Here is a 23337-nt window from a genome sequence, read left to right as displayed (position 1 = left end):
ATCTTTTCTGACTGGTACTGGTCAGCTTTCCTGAACAATCGAGGAGGAGTTCCGAGTGCTGGATATCCGCCGTCTGCGGCTGCTGCGCGAGCTGAAGGTGCGGGGTACTTTGGCATCCGTGGCCACTGCCCTGAACTTCAGCCCTTCCTCGGTTTCGCAGCAGCTGGCCCTGCTGGAAAAGGAAGTGGGGGTGGAGCTGCTGCGCAAAACCGGACGGCGGGTCACCCTGACTCCGCAGGCCGAGATTCTGGTGGACCATGCCGCGCAGATCCTGGACTCCATGGAACGGGCGGAGGCGGATCTGGCGGAGTCCCTGACCACGGTTGCGGGCACGGTCCGGCTGGCGGTTTTCCAATCCGCCGCGCTGGCCCTGATGCCGGATGCCCTGACGATCCTGGGCCGGGACTACCCCGAGGTGCGGATTGAAATGACGCAGCGCGAACCGGAAACGGCGCTGTATGAGACGTGGGCACGGGATTTCGACCTGGTGATTGCCGAGCAGTATCCCGGGCATGCGGCGCCCCGGCACCCCGGGCTGGACCGGATGGAGCTGACCACCGACGCCATCCACCTGGCGGTGCCGTCGGGCGGCCTGGACGACGGCGGGATCCGTTCCCTCGCCGACACTGCATCCCTCGCCTGGGTGATGGAGCCCCGCGGGGCGGCGTCACGGCACTGGGCCGAGCAGGCGTGCCGGCAGGCGGGGTTCGAGCCGGATGTCCGGTACGAGACCGCTGACCTGCAGGCGCAGATCCGGCTGATCGAGTCCGGCAACGCCGTCGGTCTTATGCCGGAGCTGGTGTGGACCGGCCGCACGCCGACCGTCCGGCTGCTGGAACTGCCGGGCAAGCCCCGGCGGACCATCTTCACTTCGGTGCGCGAGGCCGGCAGCCGGCGTCCAGCCATCCTTGCCTGCCGCGAGGTGCTGGAACGGACCGCCCGGCTGGTGGCGTAGCCGGCCGTGCCTGTGGTTCCGGGGTGGGACTGAAGAGCGGCCCCGGCCTACGCCGGAAGGGCGGCCCTTGTTCCCATCATCCCGCCCCGGGTTCTAGCGGGCCCGATACGGCGCACAACCGGTCTCGAGCTCCGCAGCGGCACGAGACCAGGTCTCGGGGTTGAAGGTCCAGGCGGAACCCGGGCTGTCAGCAATCATTAGCGTGTTCTCCACCGGGGAGGACAGCTCCTTCAACTGCGGCAGCATCTGTTCAGGGGCATCCTTGGCCAAACCCTGGATCTCCTGGTGAAGGGCGCGGGCGGTTTCCACGCTTCCTTCGAACCTGCTGGTCCCGCCACCGATTTTCACGAGGGAGGTGACCTGTTGGAGCGGGCCGTTACCGTCGGCCCCGAGGAGCCTGCGGCACGTTTCCCCTGCTGAGTCCAGTGCCACTGCCTCGGCGGTCGACCCGGCACCTGCCGCGGCGGAAGCAGGGGCGGAAGCAGGGCCGGAAGCCGGGGCGGAGGCAGCTCCCGGCTCCGTTGGCTCCGCGCCGCAGCCGGTGATGAGCAGCAGAGCCAGGATCGGAATGGCGGCGGCGGCTTTCCTCATGGTCTCCCCTGGAAATCGTGGACAGTTGCCCCAACCTAGCACCTGCACCGGACCGGCGGGGCTTTTGGCGCCGCTGCCTTCCCGGCACGCCTACTGAGCAGCTAATGGGGCTATGACCGCGCGATAAGCCCGTTATCTGCTCAGCAGTCCTGATCCAGCGGGCAACACAACAGCTACCCCGGCCCCGCACACCAAAACGGCGGACCCCGAAACCCGGGACCCGCCGTCGTGCGCTTAGAAGTCGTGCGCTCAGGAGGTGTGGAACCTAGCGGCCGCTACCGGACCCCGAACCGGAGCCGGAGCCGGAGGACCCCGAACCCGAACCGCCGGACCCCGATCCGCTGGACTTTCCGTGGCTGGAGGAATCGTCGATGTCCGTGTCGATCTGCTCCTTGCGGACCTCTTCGGACACGCTCTCCGTGCCGGTCACCGTCTCGGTCTCCAGGCGTACGCGCTCCACCGGCTCCGTGTGCTTGGATACCACTGCCTCTTCGGCGTGGAGCGTCACTTCGTGCTCGTCCTCGGTGAGTTCAGCACCTGAGAGGGCATCACCGGCGTTGGCATCCGTGATGGGTTCACGCTCGATCCGCACTTCCTCGTGGCTGACCGGCACCTGCTTGGTGACGGTCTCCGTCACGATGTACTTGCGCAGCCGCGCCTTGCCCACAGCCCGGTTTTCGGTGCCGACGTTGAGGCGTTCCTCCGAACGGGTCATGGCGTCGTCTCCGCTGATTCCCGAATGCGAGGAATCCGTGCGCGACGAATCCGAATCCGTGTGCATGGAATCCGAAAAGTCGGACGTCCCCGTGCTGCTGGAGGTTCCGGCCGTTTGGCTGTCCGAAACCGTGCCGCTGCGCAGGTCACTGTCCCGCGTGCCCGTTATCGTGTCGGTTTCGGAAATCGACTCGGACGAGCCGTCGTCGTAGCTGAATCCGTAGTACCGGTAAAGGGTGACTTCCTCCTCGGGGCTGATCGACCCGTCGCTTTCAATGTGCGGCGCGTTCCGTACCTCTTCCTTGGAGTAGGGAACCATAACGTCAACACCCTCAACGGTTGCCTCACTGAGGGGAATGAACGTTTCCGACGTACCGAAGAGGCCGGTGTTCACGGTGACCCATGCCGGTTCGTCGGTCTGGTCATCCAGGTAGAAGGTGCCTACGGAACCGATCCGGTCACCGTTCGGGCCCATCACATTGCCTGAACCACTCATAAGTCCTTCGACCTGCTGATTCGTGATCATCTTGTTCTCCTCGCGACTGCGAATCCGCCGAGCCGGTTGACCGACGGCAGTTCACCACACGCCTGAGCGGAGACAACACGGGCGATGGCTGAACCGCCTGCGGCTCCGGGCCGGCTGGTTGCGTGGTGGGAAACCTGGCACAGATACCAAGCCCACTTACAATTCCACCCGCCAGCCGGGAGAGCGTCAATAGGTACTTACTGAGAGGAAGGAACTACGCGTCCTGCTGCAGGGTGTCCCGGACCTGCCGGCGAAGCACCTTGCCCAGCATCGACTTGGGCAGTTCCTCGATGGCCACGATCCTGCGCGGCACCTTGTAGGGAGTCAGCCGTTCGCGGCAGTAGGCGCGCAGCGCAGCTTCATCCAACTCGGAGCCTTCCTGCAGTACGACGGCGGCCACTACCTGCTCGCCGCCGTCCGCCTTGGGCAGGCCCACCACGGCGGCATCGAGGATGTGCTGGGCGGTGCGCAGCACGTCCTCCACCTCGGAGGGGGACACGTTGAACCCGCCGGTGATGATGAGTTCCTTGCGGCGGTCCACCACCTTCACGAAGCCGTCCCCGTCCACCGTGACAATGTCACCGGTGCGCAGCCAGCCGCCGTCGAGCAGGATTTCGGCCGTGTCCTCCGGGTTGTTCCAGTACCCGGCGAAGACCTGGGGCCCGCGGATCAGCAGTTCACCGGCGGCTCCGGGTTCGACGTCGTTCTCCGGGTGTTCCGGGTCCACCACGCGCATCTCGGTGCTTGGGAACGGTACACCGATGGTGCCGTTCCGGCGCGAGTCAGCAAACGGATTGCCCAGGGCCACCGGCGAGGATTCGGTGAGGCCGTAGCCTTCCACCAGCAGGCCGCCGGAGACCTCTTCCCAGAGTTTCACGGTCGCGGCAGGCAGGGTCATGGCGCCGGAGATGGCGTAACGGATGGTGGACAGGTCCACGCCGCGCTTCTTGGACTCGTGGGCGGTTTTTTCGTAGATCGGCGGAACGGCGCAGAAGACGGTGGGTTTGGATTTTTTGGCTGCGGTCAGCACCAGATCCACGTCGAACTTGGGGAACAGCACCAGCCGTGAGCCGGTCAGGACGGAGAAGGTCAGGTACAGGGTGAGGCCGAAGGCATGGAACATCGGCAGCACGCCGTAAATGACTTCCTTGCCCTCCTGTGCACCGTGCATCCAGGCCTTGCCCTGCAGGGCATTGGAGCGCAGGTTGTAGTGGGTGAGCATGACGCCCTTGGGTACGCCGGTGGTGCCCGAGGTGTATTGCAGGGCCGCGAGGTCGTTGACGTCCGGGCGGGGATGCTCCGGCGCCAGCGGAGCGGAATCCAGCAGCTCCTCCCAGGACATGGTGTTCTCGGTCTTGACGGTCAGGCCGGCGCGGGTGCGCCGCAGGGAAGGAACCGGAAGGGCCAGCGCCATTCGCTTCATGCGGGGCATCGCCCTGGTAATGTTCACTGCCACGATGGTTTCCACGGCTACGTCGTCGGGGAAGTCCTGGACCTTTTCCACCGCCTTGTCCCAGACGATGGCCACCTTGGCGCCGTGGTTTTCGAACTGATGGCGCAGCTCGCGTTCGGTATACAGCGGGTTGTGGCCGACGACGACGGCGCCCAGCCGGAGCACGGCGTAGAACGCGATGAGGTACTGCGGACAGTTGGGGAGGATGATGGCCACCCGGTGGCCCTTGCGCACGCCCAGTTTGCGCAGGCCCTCGGCCGCCCGGTTGATCCGGTCGCCCAGCTCCTTGTAGGTGGTTTCCGCGCCGAAGAATTCCAGTGCCACCTTGCCGCCGAACCGCTCCACAGCGTCATCCAGCATGGCCGAGAGGGATTCCGTGGGCAGCTCAATCTGCGCCGGGACGCCGGGCTGGTAGTTCTTGACCCAATGCGGTTCCAGGGCAGCGGACATGGAGGTCTCCTTCGGGGTTGGCCAATACCACGACTATAGCTAGGCCACAGGCCTGTGGATAAAAAAGTTGAGCCGCGCCACGCTATTCCGCGGCGGCGCCGAGGGACGCGAGATACCGGGCCAGGGCACGCGGCGCGGACTGCGGAGCAACGGCTTCCACGGCGGCGTTGTAGTTGGTGTTGGTGTTCACGTCATAGGTGAGCAGCCGTCCGTCCGCGGCCTCGATGAACTCGATGCCGCAGACCTCCAGCCGGTTGCGGCGGGCAAACTCCAGGTACTTGCCGATCACCGGGGAGTCGAAATCCTCCCGCAGGCTGAACAGCTGGGTGTCCGCATCCGGTGCGATGGTGGCGCCCGGCGGCATGATCGGCCTGCCGGTGGACGGGTCAATAGCGCAGGCGTCGGCAGGGCAGAGCTGGAACCCGCCGCGGGCCGTGTCCGCCTTGATGGCATAGATGAATTCCCCGCCCACAATCTCCGCCCGGGTGATGAACGGCTCCGCGGCCACGATGTATTCCTGGATCAGGGTGATGCCGTCCGCCGGCTCCTCGAAGTCCTCCGACGCCACATAGTCGGCCAGTTCCTCGTGGGAATCGAACTTACGGACTCCCAGCCCCTTGCCGCCCTGGTTGTGCTTGGTGATGAACGGGGCCTGGAAGTCCCTGGCCGCGGCCAGGATCCGGTGCCGGCCGACGGCGGCCACCGTGCGCGGGGTGTCGATGCCCGCCGCCCGGAGCGCCGTCAGCTGGTCCACCTTGCTCATTTCCATCTCCAGCACCCGGCGGCCGTTGACGGTGCGCCGGCCGTGCGCCTCCAGCCAGGAGAGCACCGCCCGGGCGTAGTCCTTGGACAGGCCGTGGTCCCGGGTGTGCGAGGACGCGCTGATCCGGGACCAGAAGATGCCTTCCGGCGGCACGGAGTCCAGGTCCAGGACGCCGTCGGTCAGCAGCCATTCCTCCACGTGGATGCCTTCGGCTTCGAAGGCGCGCGCGAAGGGCGGAAACCATTCCGGATTCTCATGCAGGGCATAGACCGTGGGGGTACTCATGGGACTCGCTTTCGCCGGTTCGTCGCCGGCCCGGGGAAGGGCCGCGGTGCAGGGCAACCCTAGGCCCGCTGCCCGGGCGCCGCCAGCTTCCGTGACGTCCGGCGTCGTCCGCTCCCCCCGGCTACCGGCCCCGGCCGGCCAGCCGCGCCACCAGTGCCTGCGGGGCGCGGTTGCCCACCGTCGCCAGCACGCGGTAGCGCTTGGACGGAATGGAGATGCCCTTGCCCGCAAAGGCATCCGCCAGGGCCTCGCGCACCACGCGGTCCGCGTTAAGCCACATCCACTTCGGATACACGGTCTTGTCCATCTCCATCCGGGCATGGAAATCCGTGTGGACAAAGCCCGGACACACAGCGGTCACGGTGATGCCGCGGCCCCCGTAGTAGATATTGGCCCAGCGGCTGAAATTGATGACCCACGCCTTGGCTGCACTGTAGGTTCCCCGGGGGAGGAAGCCGGCCACCGAAGCCACATTGATGATCCGGCCGCCGCCGCGGGAGGACATGGCATTCAGTGCGGTATGGCTCAGCTGCAGCGGCGCATTGACCAGCACGTTGAGGTGGTCCACTTCGGCCTGCAGCTCGTTGCGGGCAAAATCGTTTTTCAGCCCGTAGCCCGCGTTGTTGACCAGGAGTCCGACGTCGGGCTGCCCCACGCGGTCCGCGACGGCGGCCACCCCCTCCCCGGTGGCGAGATCGGCGGCAATCCACTCCGTCTTCACGGAGTAATCCCGCGCCAGCTCATCTGCGGTGGATTCCAGCCGCTCGGTATTCCTGCCGGTAAGCACCAGGTTGTACCCGCGCTGGGCGAGCTGCCGGGCGAACTCCGCGCCGATCCCTGATGTGGCTCCTGTGATCACTGCTGTCTGCGTCATACCGACACTGTTCTATGCCGCGGCGGCTTTGGCAACGCGGCCGGTTGTGCACCCCCCTTGCCGGAGCCGGCGGCGGTCCCTAGCTTGGGAGGAGCACCGAACCGGAGTTCCCCCCACTGAATCCGTCTGCCCCATGGACTTTGCCCCGTCGCCTCCCCCGGCCCGTTGGCAGGACCGCGCCGACGCCGGCCGGGCTCTCGCCGCCGAACTCCTGCCCTATGCGGGTGCGCCGGGGCTGCTGGTCCTGGGACTTTCCCGCGGCGGCGTTCCCGTGGCCGCAGAGGTGGCCCGTGAACTGGCGGCGCCCCTCGACGTCGTGGTGGTCCGCAAAATCGGCCATCCGGAGCAGCCGGAACTGGCCGCCGGTGCAGTCGCCGGCATCGCGGGAACGGTCTGCGTGGTCCGCAACGAGGACGTGCTGCGCTCCTGGCGCCGCCGCGACCCCGCCGCGGAGGACCTGTTTGCGGCCGCGGCCGGAGAACAGCTTGCCGAGGTCCGGCGGCGCGAGGAACTGTTCCGGGCCGGAGCCCCGGCGCGCAGTATCACCGGCGCTACCGTCATTGCGGTGGATGACGGGCTGGCCACCGGGGCGACCATGCGTGCAGCCCTCGGAGCGGTCCGGAAGCTTGGTCCGGGGCTGCTGGTCGCCTCGGCGCCGGTGGCGTGCGGGAGTATCGGCGGGCTGCTCATCCCGCCGGCCGACAACGTTGTCGTGGCCTGGCCGGACAGCGGACTGGAAGCCGTGGGGCTCGCCTACCGCCGGTTCGGCCAGACCACTGACACCGAAGTCCGGGCACTACTGGGTTTTCAGGGGTAGGGACTGGTATCGGGGGCAAGGCTGGGTTTCAGGGTAGGAACCTTATCCCGGGCCGGGCGGCCGGTTCCGGAACCAATCACTAGAGAAGCCGGCCGGTCCCGGCGGATAATTGGGGGCGTTCGGCGTCCGCCGGACCGGGGGAAAATCTCTCTGGAGGTCTTAAGAATGTCCTCATCAGGCAGCGCTTTCCAGCAAGAGGGCGGGTTCGCCTTAGATGCCCTGAACCTGGCCAAGACAGCTATTCGCGGCATCCGCCTCGGACTGGCGACCACCGGGGTGGTCTCTGTGGTCCTGGGGCTGCTGGTGCTCTTCTGGCCCGGGGCAACCCTGGACGTTCTCGCCGTCCTCTTTGGCCTGTACTTCATTGTCGCCGGCGCCGTCCGTATCCTGCTTGGGGTTTTCACCGGTTTGGGAGTGGGATTGAAAATCCTCAACATCCTGATCGGCCTGGCCCTTGTGGCGGTAGGCGTCATCGCCATGCGCAACCCGGCGGAAACCCTCACCGCCCTCGGGCTGGTCATCGGAATCGCCTGGATTGTGGAGGGCGTGATGGCCCTGGCCGAGTCCGACCGCGGCGGATCCCGCTGGTTCGCGATCATCCTGGGGATCCTCAGCATCCTGGCCGGAATCGTGGTGCTTTTCCTTCCCCTGAGTTCCCTCGCCGTACTGGTGATCTACGGCGGCATCTTCCTCGTCGTCCTGGGCATCATGCAGATTGTCCGCGCCTTCGCGTTCGGGCGCGGCATGCCCCGCAACGCCTAGGTTCCCGCTTCCCAAGCACCCCGGCTTCAGATACCCCGGTTCCGGATACCCCGGCTCCGGGTACCCCGCTTCGTCACGCCTCAGCCAAGCCCCGCCTCTCCCCTGCCGGCCGTCAGGCGCAGCGCCCTGTCCGGGATACTCCCAGCAGACGTCCAGCCGCCGTTAACGCACCGCTAACCTCAACGCGCTCCCTGCCGTAACATCCCGGCCCCAGGCTTAAAGCAGCACCGCCGGTACCTTCGGTGCCCGGCCAGCCACGGGGGGCTGGCCCGTCCTTATTCTCCGCCCGGCTGCATCGGCAGAGGCAGAAACGGGCGCACGACCGGAACGGGAGTACCTCCATGGACTCTGGAAACACGGCCTGGCTGCTGGCCAGCTCCGCATTGGTCTGCCTGATGATCCCGGGAATCGCCTTCTTCTACGGCGGCATGGTGGGTTCACGGCGGATCCTGAACATGATGATGATGTGCTTTGGCGGGGCCAGCCTCGTGGCGGTCCTCTGGGTGCTGTACGGCTATTCCGCGGCCTTTGGAGATTCGCTGGGCGGGCTCGGCCTGTTGGGGGATCCGCTGGAATATCTCGGGCTTTCCTCACTTCTGGCGGAAGATCCCGCCGCTTCCATTCCCGGGGCGTTGTTCGCGGCGTTCCAGCTGATGTTTGCCTGCGTGACCACGGCCCTGGTGGCCGGGTCCGCCGCCGGACGGATGAAGTTCGGCGCCTGGATGGTCTTCGCGGGCCTCTGGGCCACCCTGGTCTACTTCCCGCTGGCGCACTGGGTGTTTGCCTTCGACAACGCTGACGGCACCGTCGTCGGCGGCTGGATTGCCAACCGGCTGGGCGCCATCGACTTCGCCGGAGGCACCGCGGTGCACCTGAACGCCGGTGTTGCCGCCCTCGCCCTCGCCCTGGTCCTGGGCCGCAGCAAAGGCTGGCCCCACTCTCACGGCCAGCCGCACAGCCGGCCGCTGATCCTGCTGGGAGCAAGCCTGCTGTGGATCGGCTGGTACGGCTTCAACGCCGGCTCCGCCCTGAGCGCCGGGCATTCCGCCTCCGTGGTCTTCCTGAACACTGCTGTCGCGGCGGCCGCCGGCCTCCTCGGCTGGATGCTGATGGAACGGCTGCGGCTGGGCCGCTCCTCGAGCCTGGGCGCGGCGTCGGGCCTGATTGCCGCCCTGGTGGCCATCACTCCCGCCTGCGGGGCGGTCAGTCCGCTGGGCGCCGTCGCCATCGGTGCGATCGCCGGGCTCGTGTGCTCGCTGGCCATCGAATTGAAGTTCCGCCTCGGTTTCGATGACTCACTGGATGTTGTGGCGGTGCACGCCGTCGGCGGCCTGCTGGGCACTCTGCTGATTGGCCTGTTCGCCACCGAGGCGGCACCCAACGGGGTGAGCGGGCTCTTCTACGGCGGCGGCTTCTCCCTGCTCGGCATCCAGGCAGTCGCCTGTGCCGCCGTGCTGGTCTACTCCTTCGTGGTGACCTGGCTGATTGCCAAGGTGCTGCAGCTGACCATCGGGCTGCGCATCCCTGAGGAGAGTGAGCTCAAGGGCATCGACCTCATGGCACATTCCGAGTCGGCCTACCTTAATGATGAAGATCCGGTGGAGCTGGGTGCACCGGCCCGCCCCTAGGACCATGCACCATGCACCTAGAACCGTGCACCGTGCACCGAGAGACCTGATCCGAAACCCGAAACCGGGCGGAGGGACGGGCGCACCTGCAGCGGGTGCGCCCGCCCCTCCGGCACCGGTGGAACCCGGGAACCCCTGACTCCCCTGACTCCCCCTTGCTCACAGGTCCCGGTACAGGCCCTCTTCCTGCTCCAAGTAAAGATCCAGCAACCGCCGCGCATGCTCACCCGCGGCGCCTTCCTGTGCCAGGCCGTCCTTCATGGTCTCCGCCTGGGCCGCGCCGGCGGGGAAGGGCGGCAGCAGCGGCACCGCGGGATCGGTGACCACCTCAATCAGGAACGGCCGTTCGGCTGCGAGCGCCACCTCCCAGGCCTCGCCCAGCAGCTCCGGATCTTCCACCCGGATGCTTTCCAGCCCCAGCAGCTTGGCATACTCCGCGTACGGGAAATCCGGCAGCGACTGGCTGGCCTCGAACCGCGGGTCCCCTTCCATCTCGCGCTGCTCCCAGGTGACCTCGGCCAGCTCCCGGTTATTCAGCACGCAGAGAACAAACCGCGGATCCTCCCACTTCTGCCAAAGCCGGCTCAGGGTGATCAGTTCGGTCACGCCCGCCATCTGCATGGCGCCGTCTCCGGAGAGCGCCACCACCGGACGGTCCGGGTACGCCAGCTTCGCGGCCAGGCCGTACGGGACGGCGCAGCCCATGCTGGCCAGCGTGCTGGACAGGTGGGCGGGGACGCCCTCCGGAAGCTGCAGGTGCCGGGCGTACCAGTACACCGAGCTGCCGACGTCGACCGCCACCTGCGCGTTGTGCGGCAGGCGCCGGTTCAGCTCGTACACCACGCGCTCCGGGTTCACCGGATTGGCAGGCGTCATGGCCCGCACCCGGGCCAGCTCGTGCCAGCGGCGGACGCTTTCCTCCACCTGCCGCCGCCAGGGTGTATCCGGTTTGGCGTCCAGCAGCGGAATCAGGGCCTCCAAGGCGGCTACGGTGTCACCGGTGATGCCCACTTCCACCGGATACCGGTTGCCGACCGCGGACGCATCCCGGTCAATCTGGACCCCGCGGGCGGTCCCCGGTTTCGGGTAGAACTCGGTCCACGGGTCGCTGGAGCCGATGATCAGCAGGGTGTCGCAGTTGTCCATCACGTATCCGGCGGAACTGGTGCCCAGATGCCCCATGGTTCCCGCAGCCAGCGGCGAGGTTTCATCCACGTACGGTTTCCCGAGCAGGCTGGTGGTAATGCCTGCGCCGATCTTCTCCGCCAGGGCTGCAACCTGTGTCCGGGCGTCGCGGGCACCCTGCCCCACCAGCAGAGCCACCCGTTCGCCGGAATTGATGAGATCCGCCGCGGCACGCACGTCCGCCTTGGCCGGCTGCGTCCGTGCGGGACTGAACACCGGCACGGTGTTGAGAATCCCGTGCTCCTGCTCCAGTTCCGGAGCGGGCGCCTGCTGCACGTCATGCGGAATGATGACGACGGCGGGCGTGCCGGTGGCCAGGGCCTTCTTGAACGCACGGTCCAGTACCAGCGGAACCTGCTCGGGGGAATTGATCTGCTGGCGGAAGGCTGAGGCCACGTCCCGGGTGAGGTTCATCAGGTCCACCTCCTGCATATAGGAGGAGCCCAGAACGCTGCGGGACTGCTGACCCACAATGGCCACCACGGGGGCCCCGTCCAGCCGGGCGTCGTAGAGACCGTTGAGGAGGTGGATGGCTCCGGGACCCTGGGTGGACATCACCACGCCCACCCCGCCGGTGTATTTGGCATGCCCCGTGGCCATGAAGGCGGCGTTTTCCTCGTGCCGGACCTGGATGAACTCGGGGTTTCCGCTCCGGCGCATCGCACCCAGAACGGTATTGATGCCGTCTCCGCTGTAACCGAATACCCGGTCCACGTTCCAGGCCTGCAGGCGTTCAACAATCACATCCGCTACGAGCTTCCCGCTCATGGTTTTCCCTTCCGCGTTGTCCCGTCCCGGCGACTGCAACCGCCGCCGGAGAAACATTCAGGCTGCTTATGGTATTTCCGCTACCAACCTATCCCAGAAGGCTTCGCCGGGTAGCCGTAGACCGTTATTCTCGCGGCATGCCAAAGGTCATCTATTACGTTGCGTCATCCCTGGACGGTTTTATCGCCACCGAGGACAACCGCCTGGACTGGCTGCTCAATTTCGGTTTTGAGGCGTTTCAGGACCACTATGACCGCTTCATGGCCGACGTCGGCGCCGTGGTGATGGGTGCGGGGACCTACCGCTGGCTCAGGGCAGAGCAGCCGGAGGGCTGGGAATATACGCAGCCCTGCTGGGTGCTCGCCCACCGGGAGGACCCAGCCCCGCCGGCAGCGGACATCCGGTTCGCCTCGGGGAACGTCCGGGCGGTGGTGACGGAAGCCCGTGACGCTGCGGGAGAGCGGAATATCTGGGTGGTGGGCGGAGGCAACGTGGCGGCGCAGTTCGCCCAGACCGGACTGCTGGATGAACTGTGGATTACGTATATGCCGGTGGCCCTGGGCAGCGGACGTCGGCTGCTTCCCGTGTCCGGACCCACGCCGCCCATGCAGCTGATGTCCGCCACCTCCTTCAACAACGGCGCCGTCGAACTCCGCTACGCGGTCGCCTGAAGAGCGGGCCGCAATTCGCGGGCACCGTCCACGGCAGAATTGGGCTGTTTAACGTAATTCGAAATATGCCCCTCTGTATACCGCCATGGCAGCACGGCTGTCCTTTGCCTTTCCCTTTTCTCCGCATTTTTCCCGCATCCCGCCGCGGCATGCGAAGCGGGCTGCATTATTCCCGTCCCGGGGGACTTCGGGCGGAAACGGACATGCTTGCAGGTGGTCAGATGAATCCGCACTGGAACTGCACCTCAAACGCATTCCGGCGCGTCTCGGGTGGCATTTTAATCGCCTCGGAACCTGTAGTGTTTGCTGTGACTCCGCTCATGCCATTGCGGGAACGGCTTAGGAAAAGCAGGAATATGACAACTGATATTCGCACCCGGAACAATGTTCAAGTGCTGGGGCAGGCAGACGGACCGGTGCTGCTTTTCGCCCACGGTTACGGCTGTGATCAGGGCATGTGGTCACGGCTTCTGCACCGCTTTACCGACGTCTACAAGGTGGTCCTCTTCGACCATGTTGGCTCCGGCGCGTCCGATCCGGCTGCCTATACCCCGGCCAAGTACGCCACCCTGGACGGCTACGTCACCGACGTCCTGGAAGTATGCGAGGACCTGGACCTGCGCGATGTCACTTTCATCGGCCACAGTGTCAGCGCCATGATGGCCATCTCGGCCGGCGCCACCGCAGCGGAGCGCCTTGCTCGAATTATCCTGGTGGCTCCCTCACCCAGCTACATGGATTATCCCGAGGACGGCTACGAAGGCGGCTTCAGCCGTGCCGATCTGGATGAGCTCCTGGAGTCGCTGGACACCAACTACCTCGTCTGGGCGGCCACCATGGCCCCGGTGATCATGGGCAACCCCGCCGCGCCCGCCCTGGGCGCCGAGCTCGAAGGCAGTTTCTGCCGGGTCAACCCGACGGTTGCCCGCCAGTTTGCCCGGGTGGCCTTCCTCAGCGACGTCAGGGCCCTGCTGCCCAAGGTCTCGGTCCCCACCCTCATCCTCCAGGCATCCGAGGACCTCCTGGCCCCGGAGCATGTGGGCCGCTACCTGCAGGAGCACATCCCGCAGAGCACACTGGTGCAGATGAAGGCCACCGGCCACCTCCCCCATGTCAGCGCCCCCGAGGAGACCGCCGACAGCATCCTCTCCTACCTGCAGCCGTCAAAGTAGTTTCGTGGACCTGGATTTCCAGCTCGATTACCGTGCCCTGTCCCACACCGCGCCGGCGGGGTATTTCGTCACCCTGACGGACGGCACAGTGGTGGACGCCAACGGCACCGCGCTGAAGTGGGTCGCCAAGTCCATCGACGAGATCCGCGGCACCAGCCTCCTGAAGTACCTCCCGGTCGGGGACCGGATTGTGTACACCACCCATGCCATGCCGCAACTGGCGCTGAGCGCGGCTTTTGCAGAACTCGCGGTCGACCTCCTCGGCCCCGAGGGCCGGCGCATCCCGGTCCTGCTCTCCGCCACCCGCTCCCCTGCTGCTGACGGCCGCCCGCCGCTGGACCAGGTGGTGGCCTTTTATGCACACGAGCGCCGGCTGTATGAACGGGAGCTCATCTCCGCCCTGCGCACCGCCGAAGACGCGGAGGCCGCCCGCGCCGAGGCCGAAGCGAGCCTGACCGCACAGGCAGTGGTGCTGCAGGAAAAGGACGTGGTGCTGCAGTCCTCTCTGATGGAGAGCCTGCGCAAGGAATCCATCCTTGAGACCATCCTGAACACTGTCCGGGTGGGGGTGGCGGTGATCGACGAGAACGGACGCCGGATCCTTACCAATTCCCGCCAGCAGCTCCACGAGCGCCTGGCGGCTCCCTGCTTCACCAACCGCCCCACCGAAGCCGAAATGTACATCTTCGGTCCGGACCGCACCACCCCTGTCCCGGAGGATCAGCGTCCGGTCAAACGTGCCGCCCGGGGCCACTCCTTCTCGGACCAACTCGTCTGGTACGGCACCGGCGAGGAACAGAAGGCACTCAGCGTTTCCGCCCGCACCCTGAAGGGCGACGACGACGCCTTCCGCGGATCCGTCATCGCCTACAGCGACGTCACCGGGCTGGTGAACGCCGTAGCGGCCAAGGACGATTTCGTGGCCAACGTGTCCCACGAACTACGCACCCCGCTGACCTCCATCATGGGCTACCTGGAACTGGCGCTGGATGAAGAGGACGCCATCCCGCCCTATGTGGCGTCCTCCCTCAAGGTGGCCCAGCGCAATTCCGAGAAGCTCCTGCACCTGGTCTCGGACCTGCTGTCCGCGGCCGCCGGATCGGCCCACGTGGTGCAGGAAGTCACCGACCTCAGCGACCTCATCCGTTCCGGCATCACCTCGGCCGCCCCGCGCGCCGAGATGAACGCGGTGGAGATCGTGGCCGAGGTCCCCGAAACCCTGCCCACCATGGTCGATCCCAAGCGCATCTCCCAGGTGCTGGACAACCTGCTCTCCAACGCGGTGAAATACTCGCCCGACGGCGGCCGGGTAACGGTCAGCGCCTGGCGCACCGAGGCAGGCACCACCGTCCTTCGGGTAGAGGACTCCGGCATCGGCATGACGGACGCCGAACAAGCGGAGGTGTTTACCAAGTTCTTCCGCTCCGGCACCGCCCGCCGGGCGCAGATCCCGGGCGTCGGACTGGGCCTGGTGATCACCAAGCGCATTGTGGAGGAACACGGCGGGACCATCGCCCTGCAGAGCGAGGCCGGCAGGGGCACTGTCTTCACTGTCACCCTGCCCTGATCCGCGCTTCGCTGATTCCTGATCCACGCTGCCCTGATTCGGTTTGCGTTGCCGCGGATTTTGCGGCCAAATGCACGGTGTGCAATCATCCGAAGGGTAAAAGTCCCTCCCGGATGTGCGCATCCGGCAAGGGCGGGAGGCCGCATGCTGCGGCAACGGTGGGAACGGATCTATCGGTAATGGCAGAAACCAGCAAAGGACGCGCGATCGTCCGCCGTCTGGGCTCGTTTTCAGCGGTGGGCTCCGTCGCCTTTGTGGTTGACGTCACCCTGTTCAATGTTCTCTCAGCCACCGTGCTCCCGGACCACCCCCTTTGGGCGAAGGTCATCTCCGTCCTGGTGGCCACCACCGTTTCGTGGCTGGGCAGCCGGTATGTGACCTTCCGGACACTGCGCACCCGGAGCATCCGCAGCGAAACACTGCTTTTTGCCCTGACCAATCTGGTGGGTCTGCTCATCTCCACCGGATGCCTGTATGTCTCCCACTACGTGCTGGATTTCCGCAGCACCTTTGCGGACAACATTTCCGGCAACGTGGTGGGTATCGGCCTGGGCAACATTTTCCGCTACTTCGCGTACCGCTACGTGGTCTTTAACGGCCCGAGCGACCGTGCGGGGCATCCGGAAAAAGCACCGGAAGACTCCCGCACGGCCTAACCCGTGCGCCGGGACTACTTCTTTGCAGGGATGCGGATCAGCTTCTTGTTGACGAATTCATCCATGCCGAAGCGGCCCAGTTCGCGGCCGACGCCGGAGCGCTTAACGCCGCCGAAGGGCAGGTCCGCCTGCGTCCCGGAGGCACCGTTGATGGTGACCATGCCGGCATCGAGCCGGTCCGCCACCTCAAGTGCCTTCTCCTCATCCGCGCTGAAGACTGCTCCGCCCAGCCCAAACGGGGAATTGTTCGCCAGCTCCACCGCTTCATCCACGCTGGCCACCTTGTAGATGACCGCGGCCGGCCCGAAGAGTTCCTCGGAAAAGGCCCGCATATCGGCGGTCACATCGGTGAGGACGGTCGGCTGGACATAAGCGCCGGGACCGCCAATGTGTCCGCCGCCGGTACGCAGGGTGGCACCCTGGTCCACGGCATTGCGGATCTGTTCCACCAGCCCGTCGGCGGCCGCCTGGGAGGAGAGCGGGCCAAAGCGGGTTTCGGGGTCCAGCGGGTCGCCGGGCTCCATGGCCGCCATCCGGGCGGTGAACTTCTCCACGAATTCCTCGTACAGGTCCTCCATCACAATGAAACGCTTGGCGGCATTGCAGGCCTGTCCGGTGTTACCCATCCGGCCGGCGACGGCGGCCTTGACCGTGGCGTCCAGGTCCTCGGTGTCCAGGACAATGAACGGGTCGCTGCCGCCCAGTTCCAGGACGTACTTCTTCAGGTTCCGGCCGGCGACCTCGGCAACGGCGGCGCCCGCCCGCTCGCTGCCGGTGAGGGAGACGCCCTGGACCCGCGGATCGGCGATGATGTCCGCAGCCTGCTCATTGGTGGCGAACAGGTTGGTGTAGGCACCCTCAGGCACGCCGGCGTCGGCGAAGATCTGCGCCATGGCCAGGGCCGACTGCGGGCAGTTGTTGGCGTGCTTGAGCAGCACGGTGTTACCCAGCATCAGGTTCGGTCCGGCGAAGCGGGCCACCTGGTAGTACGGGTAGTTCCAGGGCATGATGCCCAGCAGCGCACCGACCGGCAGCGTGCGGACGACGGCGGTTCCGCCGCCCTTGGGGTCGAGCTGCTCATCGGCCATAAAACCGGGCCCCTGGGTGGCGTAGTACTCGTAGATGCTGGCGGAGAGGGCAACCTCGCCCTTGGCTTCGCGCAGCGGCTTGCCCATTTCCAGGGCGATCAGCTTGGCGAGCTCGTCCGCGCGCTCACGGTACAGTTCCGCAACGCGGGTAATGACTTTGGCCCGGGCCTCCACGGGCTCGTTCCGCCAGCCGGTAAAGGCTTCGTGGGCCGCAGTGACGGCCTGGCTGATTTCGACGTCGGTCGCTTCAGGGAATTCCGAAAGGGTTTCTCCGGTGGCTGGATTTACGCTCTTGTAAGCACTCATGGCAGCCACGCTACTCCCGGAATTCCAGTCTGCGAAAGCCTGCGTTTTCGGGACTATTTCCGGGGTAGTTCTTGTTTTAGGCGACAAACTGAGGCAAACCGCCGTCGGCGCTGGACGTTTTGAAATCCCCGCTGGTTCCTGGATGCCCGCCGGATCAGCGGCGGATACGCGGCTTCCAGAACCTCGGCCGCGGCCAGCCCTGGGTTGAGTTCCGGCGGTCCTCGGTGCGGGACCGCCTGCCCAGCCGGACAGTGAAATCGCCGGGACCCGGCAGCTTCCAGCCTCGCCGCCGGGCCAGGATGCACAGCGTTGCGCAGGAGGCGATGGCCACCCCCATACCCACGTTCTGCAGGCCCAGCCCGTACAGGATCACCATTTCGACGGCGGCCACCAGCGCACCGGTAGCGTAGAGCGTGTTGCCGCCGAAGATGGCCGGAACCCGGCCCACCACAATGTCCCGGATCATACCGCCGCCCACGGCGGTGACGACGCCGAGCAGGATGGCCGGGAGCCATTCCAGCCCCAGCACCAGCGCCTTGGCGGTGCCGGTGGCGGCCCAGCAGCCCAGCGCCACGGCGTCGATCACGATGAGGAACCGGTTTGCCCATTTTCCCTTGAGCTCAATGGCGTAGGCGATGAAGGCCCCGGCGATGGCCGTGAAGAGATAGGCGGGGTTCGTCAGCGCTACGGGCGCTCCGGCCTGCAGGAGGGTATCGCGGAGCACGCCGCCGCCCAGGGCCGAGGTAAGCGCCAGGACCAGGAACCCCACGGGGTCCATCCGCAGCTGACGCGCCACGGCACCTCCGAGGACCCCGTTGGCCAGTACGCCGGCGAGGTCAACGGCGTTGAATACCGCCCCCGGGTCGAAAATCTCCACGCCGCTCCTGCTGTTTCCGTCGCCATTGTGCCGCCGTCCAGTCTACGTGGCACGGCGCTAAGCGGAACGGCGATGAGGGGCCGCTGATCCGGCCGGCGGAGGCATTCCCCCGCCGGCCACAACACGGTCAGGCGTTACGGTCAGGCCCCGCCGGCGCCCGGCGGATAATCGTCGTCGTTCCCTGGAACGTCCGCTTTCTGCTCCAGGATGTCCGCTTCGGACCCTTCGGGGTGGACTGATCCCTCCGGTCCCGCGTCGCCGGCGCCCGGAACTGCAGGAATGTCCTGTTCAATACCGTCCGCTTCGGAACCGTCACGGTGGATGTCCCCGGAAGGTCCGGCGTCGTCCGCTCCGGGAACGGCAGAGACGGCCTGGTCCGCCCTGTCCGCCTCCGAACCGCCGGGAATCACCGGCTGATCAGCGTCCTTGCGCATGTGTGTGCCTCCAATGCGGGTTGCCGGAAGCCGCCGCGGCGGCTTGGGTGTCCTTTCTGTCTATCACCGAAGTGAGCCGGATTGAAGAGGCTCCCCCAGCAACGTCAACAGCTGATTTGGGTCGGTATGTGCGACCGTCCGTTGCCGCGTTCCATCCTCGCGACGCCCTAACGCCCGGCCAGAGGCAGACGATAGGTCTTTAGTGTGCAGAAACCGATATTCATCCGTTTGGGCACAAATAAGACATACACGCTACTCCTATCTCCCGGCCGACATGCGTCGCCAATCGATAGTTCACCTGAGGAAATTACACATTGAGAAAAACTCGCATGGCTGCACTTCCAACGTCCCTTGCGCTGGCTGTGGCCATACTGTCCGGATGCGGCTCACCCGCAACCACGTATGAAGGTTCGGAAGTCGAAGACCTGGACAAGACCATTGAATCGCTCGATGCCATGTGGATACAGAACCGCGCAGACGGAATAAAGTCCAATGTGGACGAAAGCTCCCGGTGTTATGCACAGGTTGCAGACCTTGCCATGTCCGAGAACGCGATCTGCGGGCCCATACATTACCTCGGTGATGACGACCAGGTCTGGGAAGCCATGACCTTGAGCTTCACGCAAACCGGGGACAAACAGACTGCGGTTTCCCTGAACCCGGACGAAAATTTCCATCAGGAGGCCTCCGGGGCCGGAAACGCCACCCTTTACCGCCCTGACGGCAAGGAACCGCCCGTTGATCTCGTTATTCCCGAGCCGGACGCCGAAACGGCTCCTCCCGAGCAGGCCATCTGGGCGGACCCGGAGGACTACACGGATACGACCGCCGAGGACGGCACCTCAGCGGTCAATTTGCCCAACGGGGTCTCGCTGCAGCTCAGTAACTGGAAGATCAGCGAACGGATCGGTTCGTCCAGCGATCGCCTGATGGCAGGAGACAACCGCCGGTTCGCATCAATCTCGATTTCAGGTGTCAACGGCGACTCTGCGTCTGATGGCCAGTACGGGATGGAACAGGAAGACCAGGAAATGGTCCCCACCACGCTGGCCTTCGCCAGCGGCGGGGAGTCCTATTCGATCGGCGCTGCAAAGGATGGCACTGTGTCGATGTCACTCCCGGAGGATGAGGCGGAGGTGGCACTGGAAATCACCACTGATGGGCTCACCCAGACGGTCTCGTTGGGTACCGGCGCAGTCACCTCGTCCGCGTCAGCCTATTACGACGGACTCGAATTGCAGGGCAGCGATCCCGAGAGTGGAACAGTAGTTGGTGAACTCGAATCCGAGGAGGGCATGAACGCGTCCGTGGGGGCATCGCAGCTCACAACAACCCGCGATGCTTATGAGCCGGAGCTGGGGTGGGCACCCGAGGGCAAGGCATGGCTCATTGTCAATACGGGATGGAAGCACGAGCTCGTGTGGCAGCAGGGCATATTTTCATCGCTGTACACCCCGAAAACCGAAGTCACGTCCGCGACTGTGGAAAGCATCTCAGGGGAATCGTTTAGCGCAGAGGCCATACGGATAGACGAGTTTCGTGAATCTTCCACCTGGAACAACGACTCAGCACAGCTTATTTTTGAAGTCCCTGCCGGCGTGGGAGATTTTCGGGTATCCATGGACCTGAGGTTGTCCGGTGACATCAACGGTTCAAGTTTTGCCGACGAGCATCCGGCAAGCCTCGAGACTAACTTCAATGTGGCTTATGAAACCGTTTTTGTCCGGGACAACGGGTAGATCCTGCAGCGCATCGGATCTTCTTTTGCTGGATAGGAACGAACCAGGCTAAACGCCCGGCTGGGTTATCAGCTGAGCGTTTAGCCTGGGCCGCCGTCGGTTTGGTGCCTTACCGTGCCGGCACCGGAACGGTTAGGCGTCCTGCAGGTCAAGAACCACCTTGATGTCGCCGTCGCGGTCCTCGAAAGCCTCGGCGTAAGAGGCGAGAGGCACACGGCGCGAGATCAGCTGCTCGAGCCAGCGGATGTCCGCCTTGGCCAGGGCATCCGCGGCCTTGAGGTAGTGGCGCCGGTTGGCGTTGACGGTGCCGAACACCACGCGGTTGTCCATCACCAGGTTCAGGTTCAGCGCGCCCAGGTCCACCGGTTGCCCGCCTCCGGGCTCGGAGACGCCGGTGAGGCAGGTGACCGAGTTCTTGCCGCCGTGGTGCAGGACGTCGCTGATCACCGTCGGCACGCCGGTGCATTCGATGATGACGTCCGGTTTGATACCGGACTCGGGCAGGGTGTCGGTGTGGAAGACGGCACCCAGGTCCTGAGCCAGCTTCTCCTTCGGCCCGTCATCTTCGAGGTCGAAAACATGCACTTCCAGTCCGCGCTGCACGCCGAGCAGGGCAGCGAGCAGCCCGACGGGGCCGGCACCGGTCACAGCGGCAACCTGCGGCCGGAAGTAGGCGCGGCTCCCGATCCGGTCAATCTGTTCCCACGCCTTGGCCAGGATGGTGGCCGGTTCCAGCAGCACCCCTACGCGTTCCAGGGAGGGTTCGAGCTTGACCATGTCCTCGGGGTCTCCGCGCCAGTATTCGCGGGCAAAGCCGTCCAGCCCTTCGATGCCATGCTCGGTGTAGGTGCCGGTCAGGCACATATCCCACTCGCCTGCGGCGCAGGCACGGCAGTTTTCAGTGCAGGGACGCCGGACAATCCCGACCACCAGGTCCCCGGCGGCAAGGTCCGAGTCCTCGGGTGCCTCAACTACGCGGCCCAGGTTCTCATGCCCCATCACCAGGTAATCCCGGTCCTCGGGTGCGGTGCCGAATTCGGCGGCAATAACCTCGCGGTCGGTGGCGCACAAGCCCACCGCGATTGTCTGAACCAGCACGCTGCCTTCGGCTTCCTCCGGTTCCGGAAGGTCCCGCAGTTCGAGGGAATCCTTCTGCCCCGGGGTGATGATGAGTGCCTGCATGTGTTTTCCTTCCCGTGGCTGCCTGCTGTCTGTATCCCAGATTAGCCCCGCGCCCGCGGCGGCACGGATCCGGGTGCCGGACAGTGTCCGGACACAGAGAAGGCCCGCCACGGCAGGCGGGCCTTCAAGGGTGTGGAGATGGGGGGAATCGAACCCCCGTCCGATGTTGTATTGCCAGGACTTCTCCGGGCGCAGTATGCGTCGGATTTTCTCGGCCCCGGCCATCCTGCATACAGGTGGCCGATCCGGGCCCAGCCGTCAATTGTCCCGGACACCCCGACGGCGGGAGTGTCCGGCAGTGGCCCTCTAAACGACGCCAGCATCCGGAGCGAGAGCAACTCCGGGCTGACGGACTACTCCGGCTGCTTAGGCAGCGAGAGCGAAGTCAGTGCGCATAGGTTTGGCACTTATTGTTTTGCAGAGAGCGTTAACGAGATAACTCTGCGTTCTCGGCCCGCTTCCCCTGGCTCAACAAACATCGTCGAAACCGATCATCCCCGTATTCAGTTACCAATCAGCGAGGCACCTTCCGGAGCCTGCGCCCGGCCCTCGCGGACCGTCACTGAATATAACGACGACGGTCCGCGGATCATTCCCGCCGGAGCCTTCCCTTCGTACACCTTCGGGGAGGCAGCGGTGGAACGGCTCCGCGGACCGGGACGGCAGCTCGATAAGCCTTACAAACTCGCTAAGACTTACAAACTAGCGCTTCCGGCCGAAGACCAGCGAGGCCAGGGCCACGGCGCCCGTGACGGTGAAAACGGACGGCCAGGCACCCATTTTCTTGGCCAGCGGGTGGGACAGACCGAAGGCAGCCACGTAGCCGGTGGTGAGCGCGGCAGCAGTGCCCGTGCCGGCGTCGCGCTTCCACAGGGAGAAGGCAGCTGCACCGGCAGCGGCAAGCACGGCGCCGCCCAGCGGGCGATTTCCCGTGGAACGAGCGGTCTGGAAGCCGCCGATCAGGCCGGCGCTGGTGATCAGGGGGGTCAGCAGGGACAAGGTTTTCTCCTCAAAGTAGGCAACAGATCCAGCTTATGCCCCGGCCGGCGAGCGACACCCCAGCGCGTTTAGCGGCTGACAGTGCCTCCTCCGGCAGGGGCCCGTTCCCGGGCACCCCTGGACGTGCATCATAGACTGGGCCGTGACCCTGTCTGAGCGGAGGACCATGGATTCCCTGACAACGCTCGCTGAGTTGGAAACCCGGCTCACCGCGCTGGCCGGGCGGCACACGGGAACCGTAATCGTCGGCGTTGCCGGGGTGCCCGGTGCCGGAAAAACCACCTTGGTGGAAGCGCTGGTCCGTGCGCTGAACGGCGCTTCGGACGACGTCGAAACGCAGCGGTTTGCGCACGTGCCGATGGACGGCTTTCACCTTTCCGACCGGGAGTTGTCCCGGCAGGGCCTGCTGGAGCGCAAGGGCGCTCCGGAAACCTTCGACGCCTACGGCTATGCCGCCCTCCTGGACCGGCTCCGCTCCCCGCGGAACGCCGTGGTGTACGCACCCGGTTTTGACCGGACGCTGGAGCAGCCGCTGGCAGGGGACATACCCGTGTTCCCGGCGGCGAAGGTGATTCTGACGGAGGGCAACTATTTGCTGCTGGACCGGCCGGAATGGCAGGAGGTCCGGGCCCGGTGCTCGGAGGTCTGGTACTGCGATCCTGATGACGAGCTGCGCCTGCAGCGCCTGGTGGAACGACACGTGCGGTTCGGCAAGGAACCGGACGAGGCCGCTGCCTGGGTCCGCGACGTGGACGAACCCAACGCCCGCCTGATCCAGTCGTTGCGGGGACGCGCCGACGTCGTGATCCGCCTGCCGTGGGGCTGACCGACAGCAGCGGCGGCGCCGGGAAACGCGTGCAGCTTTGGGCCGCCGG

General features: G+C 65.6%; 21 protein-coding genes and 1 other RNA gene. 10 read left to right on the top strand and 12 right to left on the bottom strand.

Annotation, left to right across the window (positions count from 1 at the left end; translation table 11 throughout):
- Positions 1-55: 55 nt before the first annotated feature.
- Positions 56-955 carry a LysR substrate-binding domain-containing protein gene (locus tag GD627_RS02760; protein ID WP_152271254.1) on the top strand — a complete coding sequence of 300 codons (900 nt, stop codon included), beginning with the start codon at positions 56-58 and terminating at the stop codon, positions 953-955.
- A 93-nt stretch (positions 956-1048) separates the two neighbouring features.
- On the opposite strand, the gene GD627_RS02755 is transcribed toward GD627_RS02760, so the two are convergent.
- From GD627_RS02755 to GD627_RS02735, 5 genes are all read right to left on the bottom strand, one after another.
- Positions 1049-1546, bottom strand: a complete 498-nt coding sequence (locus GD627_RS02755; RefSeq protein WP_152271253.1) for a hypothetical protein — start codon at positions 1544-1546, stop codon at positions 1049-1051.
- A gap of 265 nt (positions 1547-1811) precedes the next feature.
- Positions 1812-2786 (bottom strand): YsnF/AvaK domain-containing protein, encoded by a 975-nt coding sequence (locus tag GD627_RS02750; RefSeq protein ID WP_152271252.1) that lies wholly within the window; start codon positions 2784-2786, stop codon positions 1812-1814.
- 214 nt (positions 2787-3000) lie between these two features.
- The gene (locus GD627_RS02745; protein WP_152271251.1) at positions 3001-4689 is read right to left on the bottom strand and encodes a long-chain-fatty-acid--CoA ligase; all 1689 of its coding nucleotides are present in this window, start codon (positions 4687-4689) and stop codon (positions 3001-3003) included.
- 82 nt (positions 4690-4771) lie between these two features.
- Positions 4772-5737: an ATP-grasp domain-containing protein gene (locus tag GD627_RS02740; RefSeq protein ID WP_152271250.1), complete on the bottom strand. Its 966-nt coding sequence runs from the start codon at positions 5735-5737 to the stop codon at positions 4772-4774.
- Positions 5738-5858: 121 nt separating this feature from the next.
- A complete protein-coding gene (locus GD627_RS02735) occupies positions 5859-6611 on the bottom strand; it encodes an SDR family NAD(P)-dependent oxidoreductase (RefSeq protein WP_152271249.1) in 753 nt (250 codons plus the stop codon).
- 133 nt (positions 6612-6744) lie between these two features.
- Between GD627_RS02735 and GD627_RS02730 the strand changes: the two genes are divergently transcribed.
- The 3 genes from GD627_RS02730 (at position 6745) to GD627_RS02720 (ending at position 9818) form a co-directional block, all read left to right on the top strand.
- The gene (locus GD627_RS02730) at positions 6745-7428 is read left to right on the top strand and encodes a phosphoribosyltransferase (RefSeq protein WP_152271248.1); all 684 of its coding nucleotides are present in this window, start codon (positions 6745-6747) and stop codon (positions 7426-7428) included.
- A gap of 165 nt (positions 7429-7593) precedes the next feature.
- On the top strand, positions 7594-8190 hold the full coding sequence (locus tag GD627_RS02725; RefSeq protein WP_146360475.1) for an HdeD family acid-resistance protein: 597 nt from the start codon (positions 7594-7596) through the stop codon (positions 8188-8190).
- Between the two features lie 341 nt (positions 8191-8531).
- Positions 8532-9818 (top strand): ammonium transporter, encoded by a 1287-nt coding sequence (locus GD627_RS02720; protein ID WP_152271247.1) that lies wholly within the window; start codon positions 8532-8534, stop codon positions 9816-9818.
- A gap of 159 nt (positions 9819-9977) precedes the next feature.
- On the opposite strand, the gene GD627_RS02715 is transcribed toward GD627_RS02720, so the two are convergent.
- On the bottom strand, positions 9978-11771 hold the full coding sequence (locus GD627_RS02715) for a thiamine pyrophosphate-requiring protein (RefSeq protein WP_152271246.1): 1794 nt from the start codon (positions 11769-11771) through the stop codon (positions 9978-9980).
- A 137-nt stretch (positions 11772-11908) separates the two neighbouring features.
- On the opposite strand from GD627_RS02715, the gene GD627_RS02710 reads away from it, so the two are divergent.
- The 4 genes from GD627_RS02710 to GD627_RS02695 all read left to right on the top strand — a co-directional run bounded on the left by GD627_RS02710 (position 11909) and on the right by GD627_RS02695 (position 15837).
- Positions 11909-12442, top strand: coding sequence for a dihydrofolate reductase family protein (locus GD627_RS02710; protein WP_152271245.1), 534 nt, complete (start codon positions 11909-11911; stop codon positions 12440-12442).
- Positions 12443-12798: 356 nt separating this feature from the next.
- Positions 12799-13614: an alpha/beta fold hydrolase gene (locus GD627_RS02705; RefSeq protein WP_152271244.1), complete on the top strand. Its 816-nt coding sequence runs from the start codon at positions 12799-12801 to the stop codon at positions 13612-13614.
- Between the two features lie 4 nt (positions 13615-13618).
- The gene (locus tag GD627_RS02700) at positions 13619-15181 is read left to right on the top strand and encodes an ATP-binding protein (protein ID WP_194265934.1); all 1563 of its coding nucleotides are present in this window, start codon (positions 13619-13621) and stop codon (positions 15179-15181) included.
- Positions 15182-15360: 179 nt separating this feature from the next.
- Positions 15361-15837, top strand: coding sequence for a GtrA family protein (locus GD627_RS02695; protein ID WP_152271242.1), 477 nt, complete (start codon positions 15361-15363; stop codon positions 15835-15837).
- A gap of 14 nt (positions 15838-15851) precedes the next feature.
- Here GD627_RS02695 and GD627_RS02690 read toward each other — a convergent pair whose 3' ends face one another.
- From GD627_RS02690 to GD627_RS02680, 3 genes are all read right to left on the bottom strand, one after another.
- On the bottom strand, positions 15852-17231 hold the full coding sequence (locus GD627_RS02690) for an NAD-dependent succinate-semialdehyde dehydrogenase (protein WP_152271241.1): 1380 nt from the start codon (positions 17229-17231) through the stop codon (positions 15852-15854).
- Positions 17232-17385: 154 nt separating this feature from the next.
- Positions 17386-18108: a trimeric intracellular cation channel family protein gene (locus GD627_RS02685; RefSeq protein WP_152271240.1), complete on the bottom strand. Its 723-nt coding sequence runs from the start codon at positions 18106-18108 to the stop codon at positions 17386-17388.
- A gap of 140 nt (positions 18109-18248) precedes the next feature.
- The gene (locus GD627_RS02680; RefSeq protein ID WP_152271239.1) at positions 18249-18542 is read right to left on the bottom strand and encodes a hypothetical protein; all 294 of its coding nucleotides are present in this window, start codon (positions 18540-18542) and stop codon (positions 18249-18251) included.
- A 329-nt stretch (positions 18543-18871) separates the two neighbouring features.
- Here GD627_RS02680 and GD627_RS02675 point away from each other — a divergent pair, with 329 nt between their 5' ends.
- Positions 18872-20281 carry a hypothetical protein gene (locus tag GD627_RS02675; protein WP_152271238.1) on the top strand — a complete coding sequence of 470 codons (1410 nt, stop codon included), beginning with the start codon at positions 18872-18874 and terminating at the stop codon, positions 20279-20281.
- 132 nt (positions 20282-20413) lie between these two features.
- Here the strand turns inward: GD627_RS02675 and GD627_RS02670 are convergent, their stop codons facing one another.
- The 3 genes from GD627_RS02670 to GD627_RS02660 all read right to left on the bottom strand — a co-directional run bounded on the left by GD627_RS02670 (position 20414) and on the right by GD627_RS02660 (position 22462).
- A complete protein-coding gene (locus tag GD627_RS02670) occupies positions 20414-21463 on the bottom strand; it encodes a glucose 1-dehydrogenase (protein ID WP_152271237.1) in 1050 nt (349 codons plus the stop codon).
- A gap of 130 nt (positions 21464-21593) precedes the next feature.
- Positions 21594-21962: a transfer-messenger RNA gene (gene ssrA / locus GD627_RS02665) on the bottom strand.
- A 203-nt stretch (positions 21963-22165) separates the two neighbouring features.
- Positions 22166-22462, bottom strand: coding sequence for a hypothetical protein (locus GD627_RS02660; RefSeq protein WP_146360452.1), 297 nt, complete (start codon positions 22460-22462; stop codon positions 22166-22168).
- Positions 22463-22604: 142 nt separating this feature from the next.
- Here GD627_RS02660 and GD627_RS02655 point away from each other — a divergent pair, with 142 nt between their 5' ends.
- The gene (locus tag GD627_RS02655) at positions 22605-23288 is read left to right on the top strand and encodes a nucleoside/nucleotide kinase family protein (RefSeq protein ID WP_246165276.1); all 684 of its coding nucleotides are present in this window, start codon (positions 22605-22607) and stop codon (positions 23286-23288) included.
- Positions 23289-23337 lie beyond the last annotated feature (49 nt).

The organism is Arthrobacter yangruifuii, assembly GCF_009192775.1.
Classification (GTDB): domain Bacteria; phylum Actinomycetota; class Actinomycetes; order Actinomycetales; family Micrococcaceae; genus Arthrobacter_B; species Arthrobacter_B yangruifuii.
The sequence above is the reverse complement of the archived record's forward strand: the minus strand, read 5'-3'. Positions and strand labels throughout refer to the sequence as shown.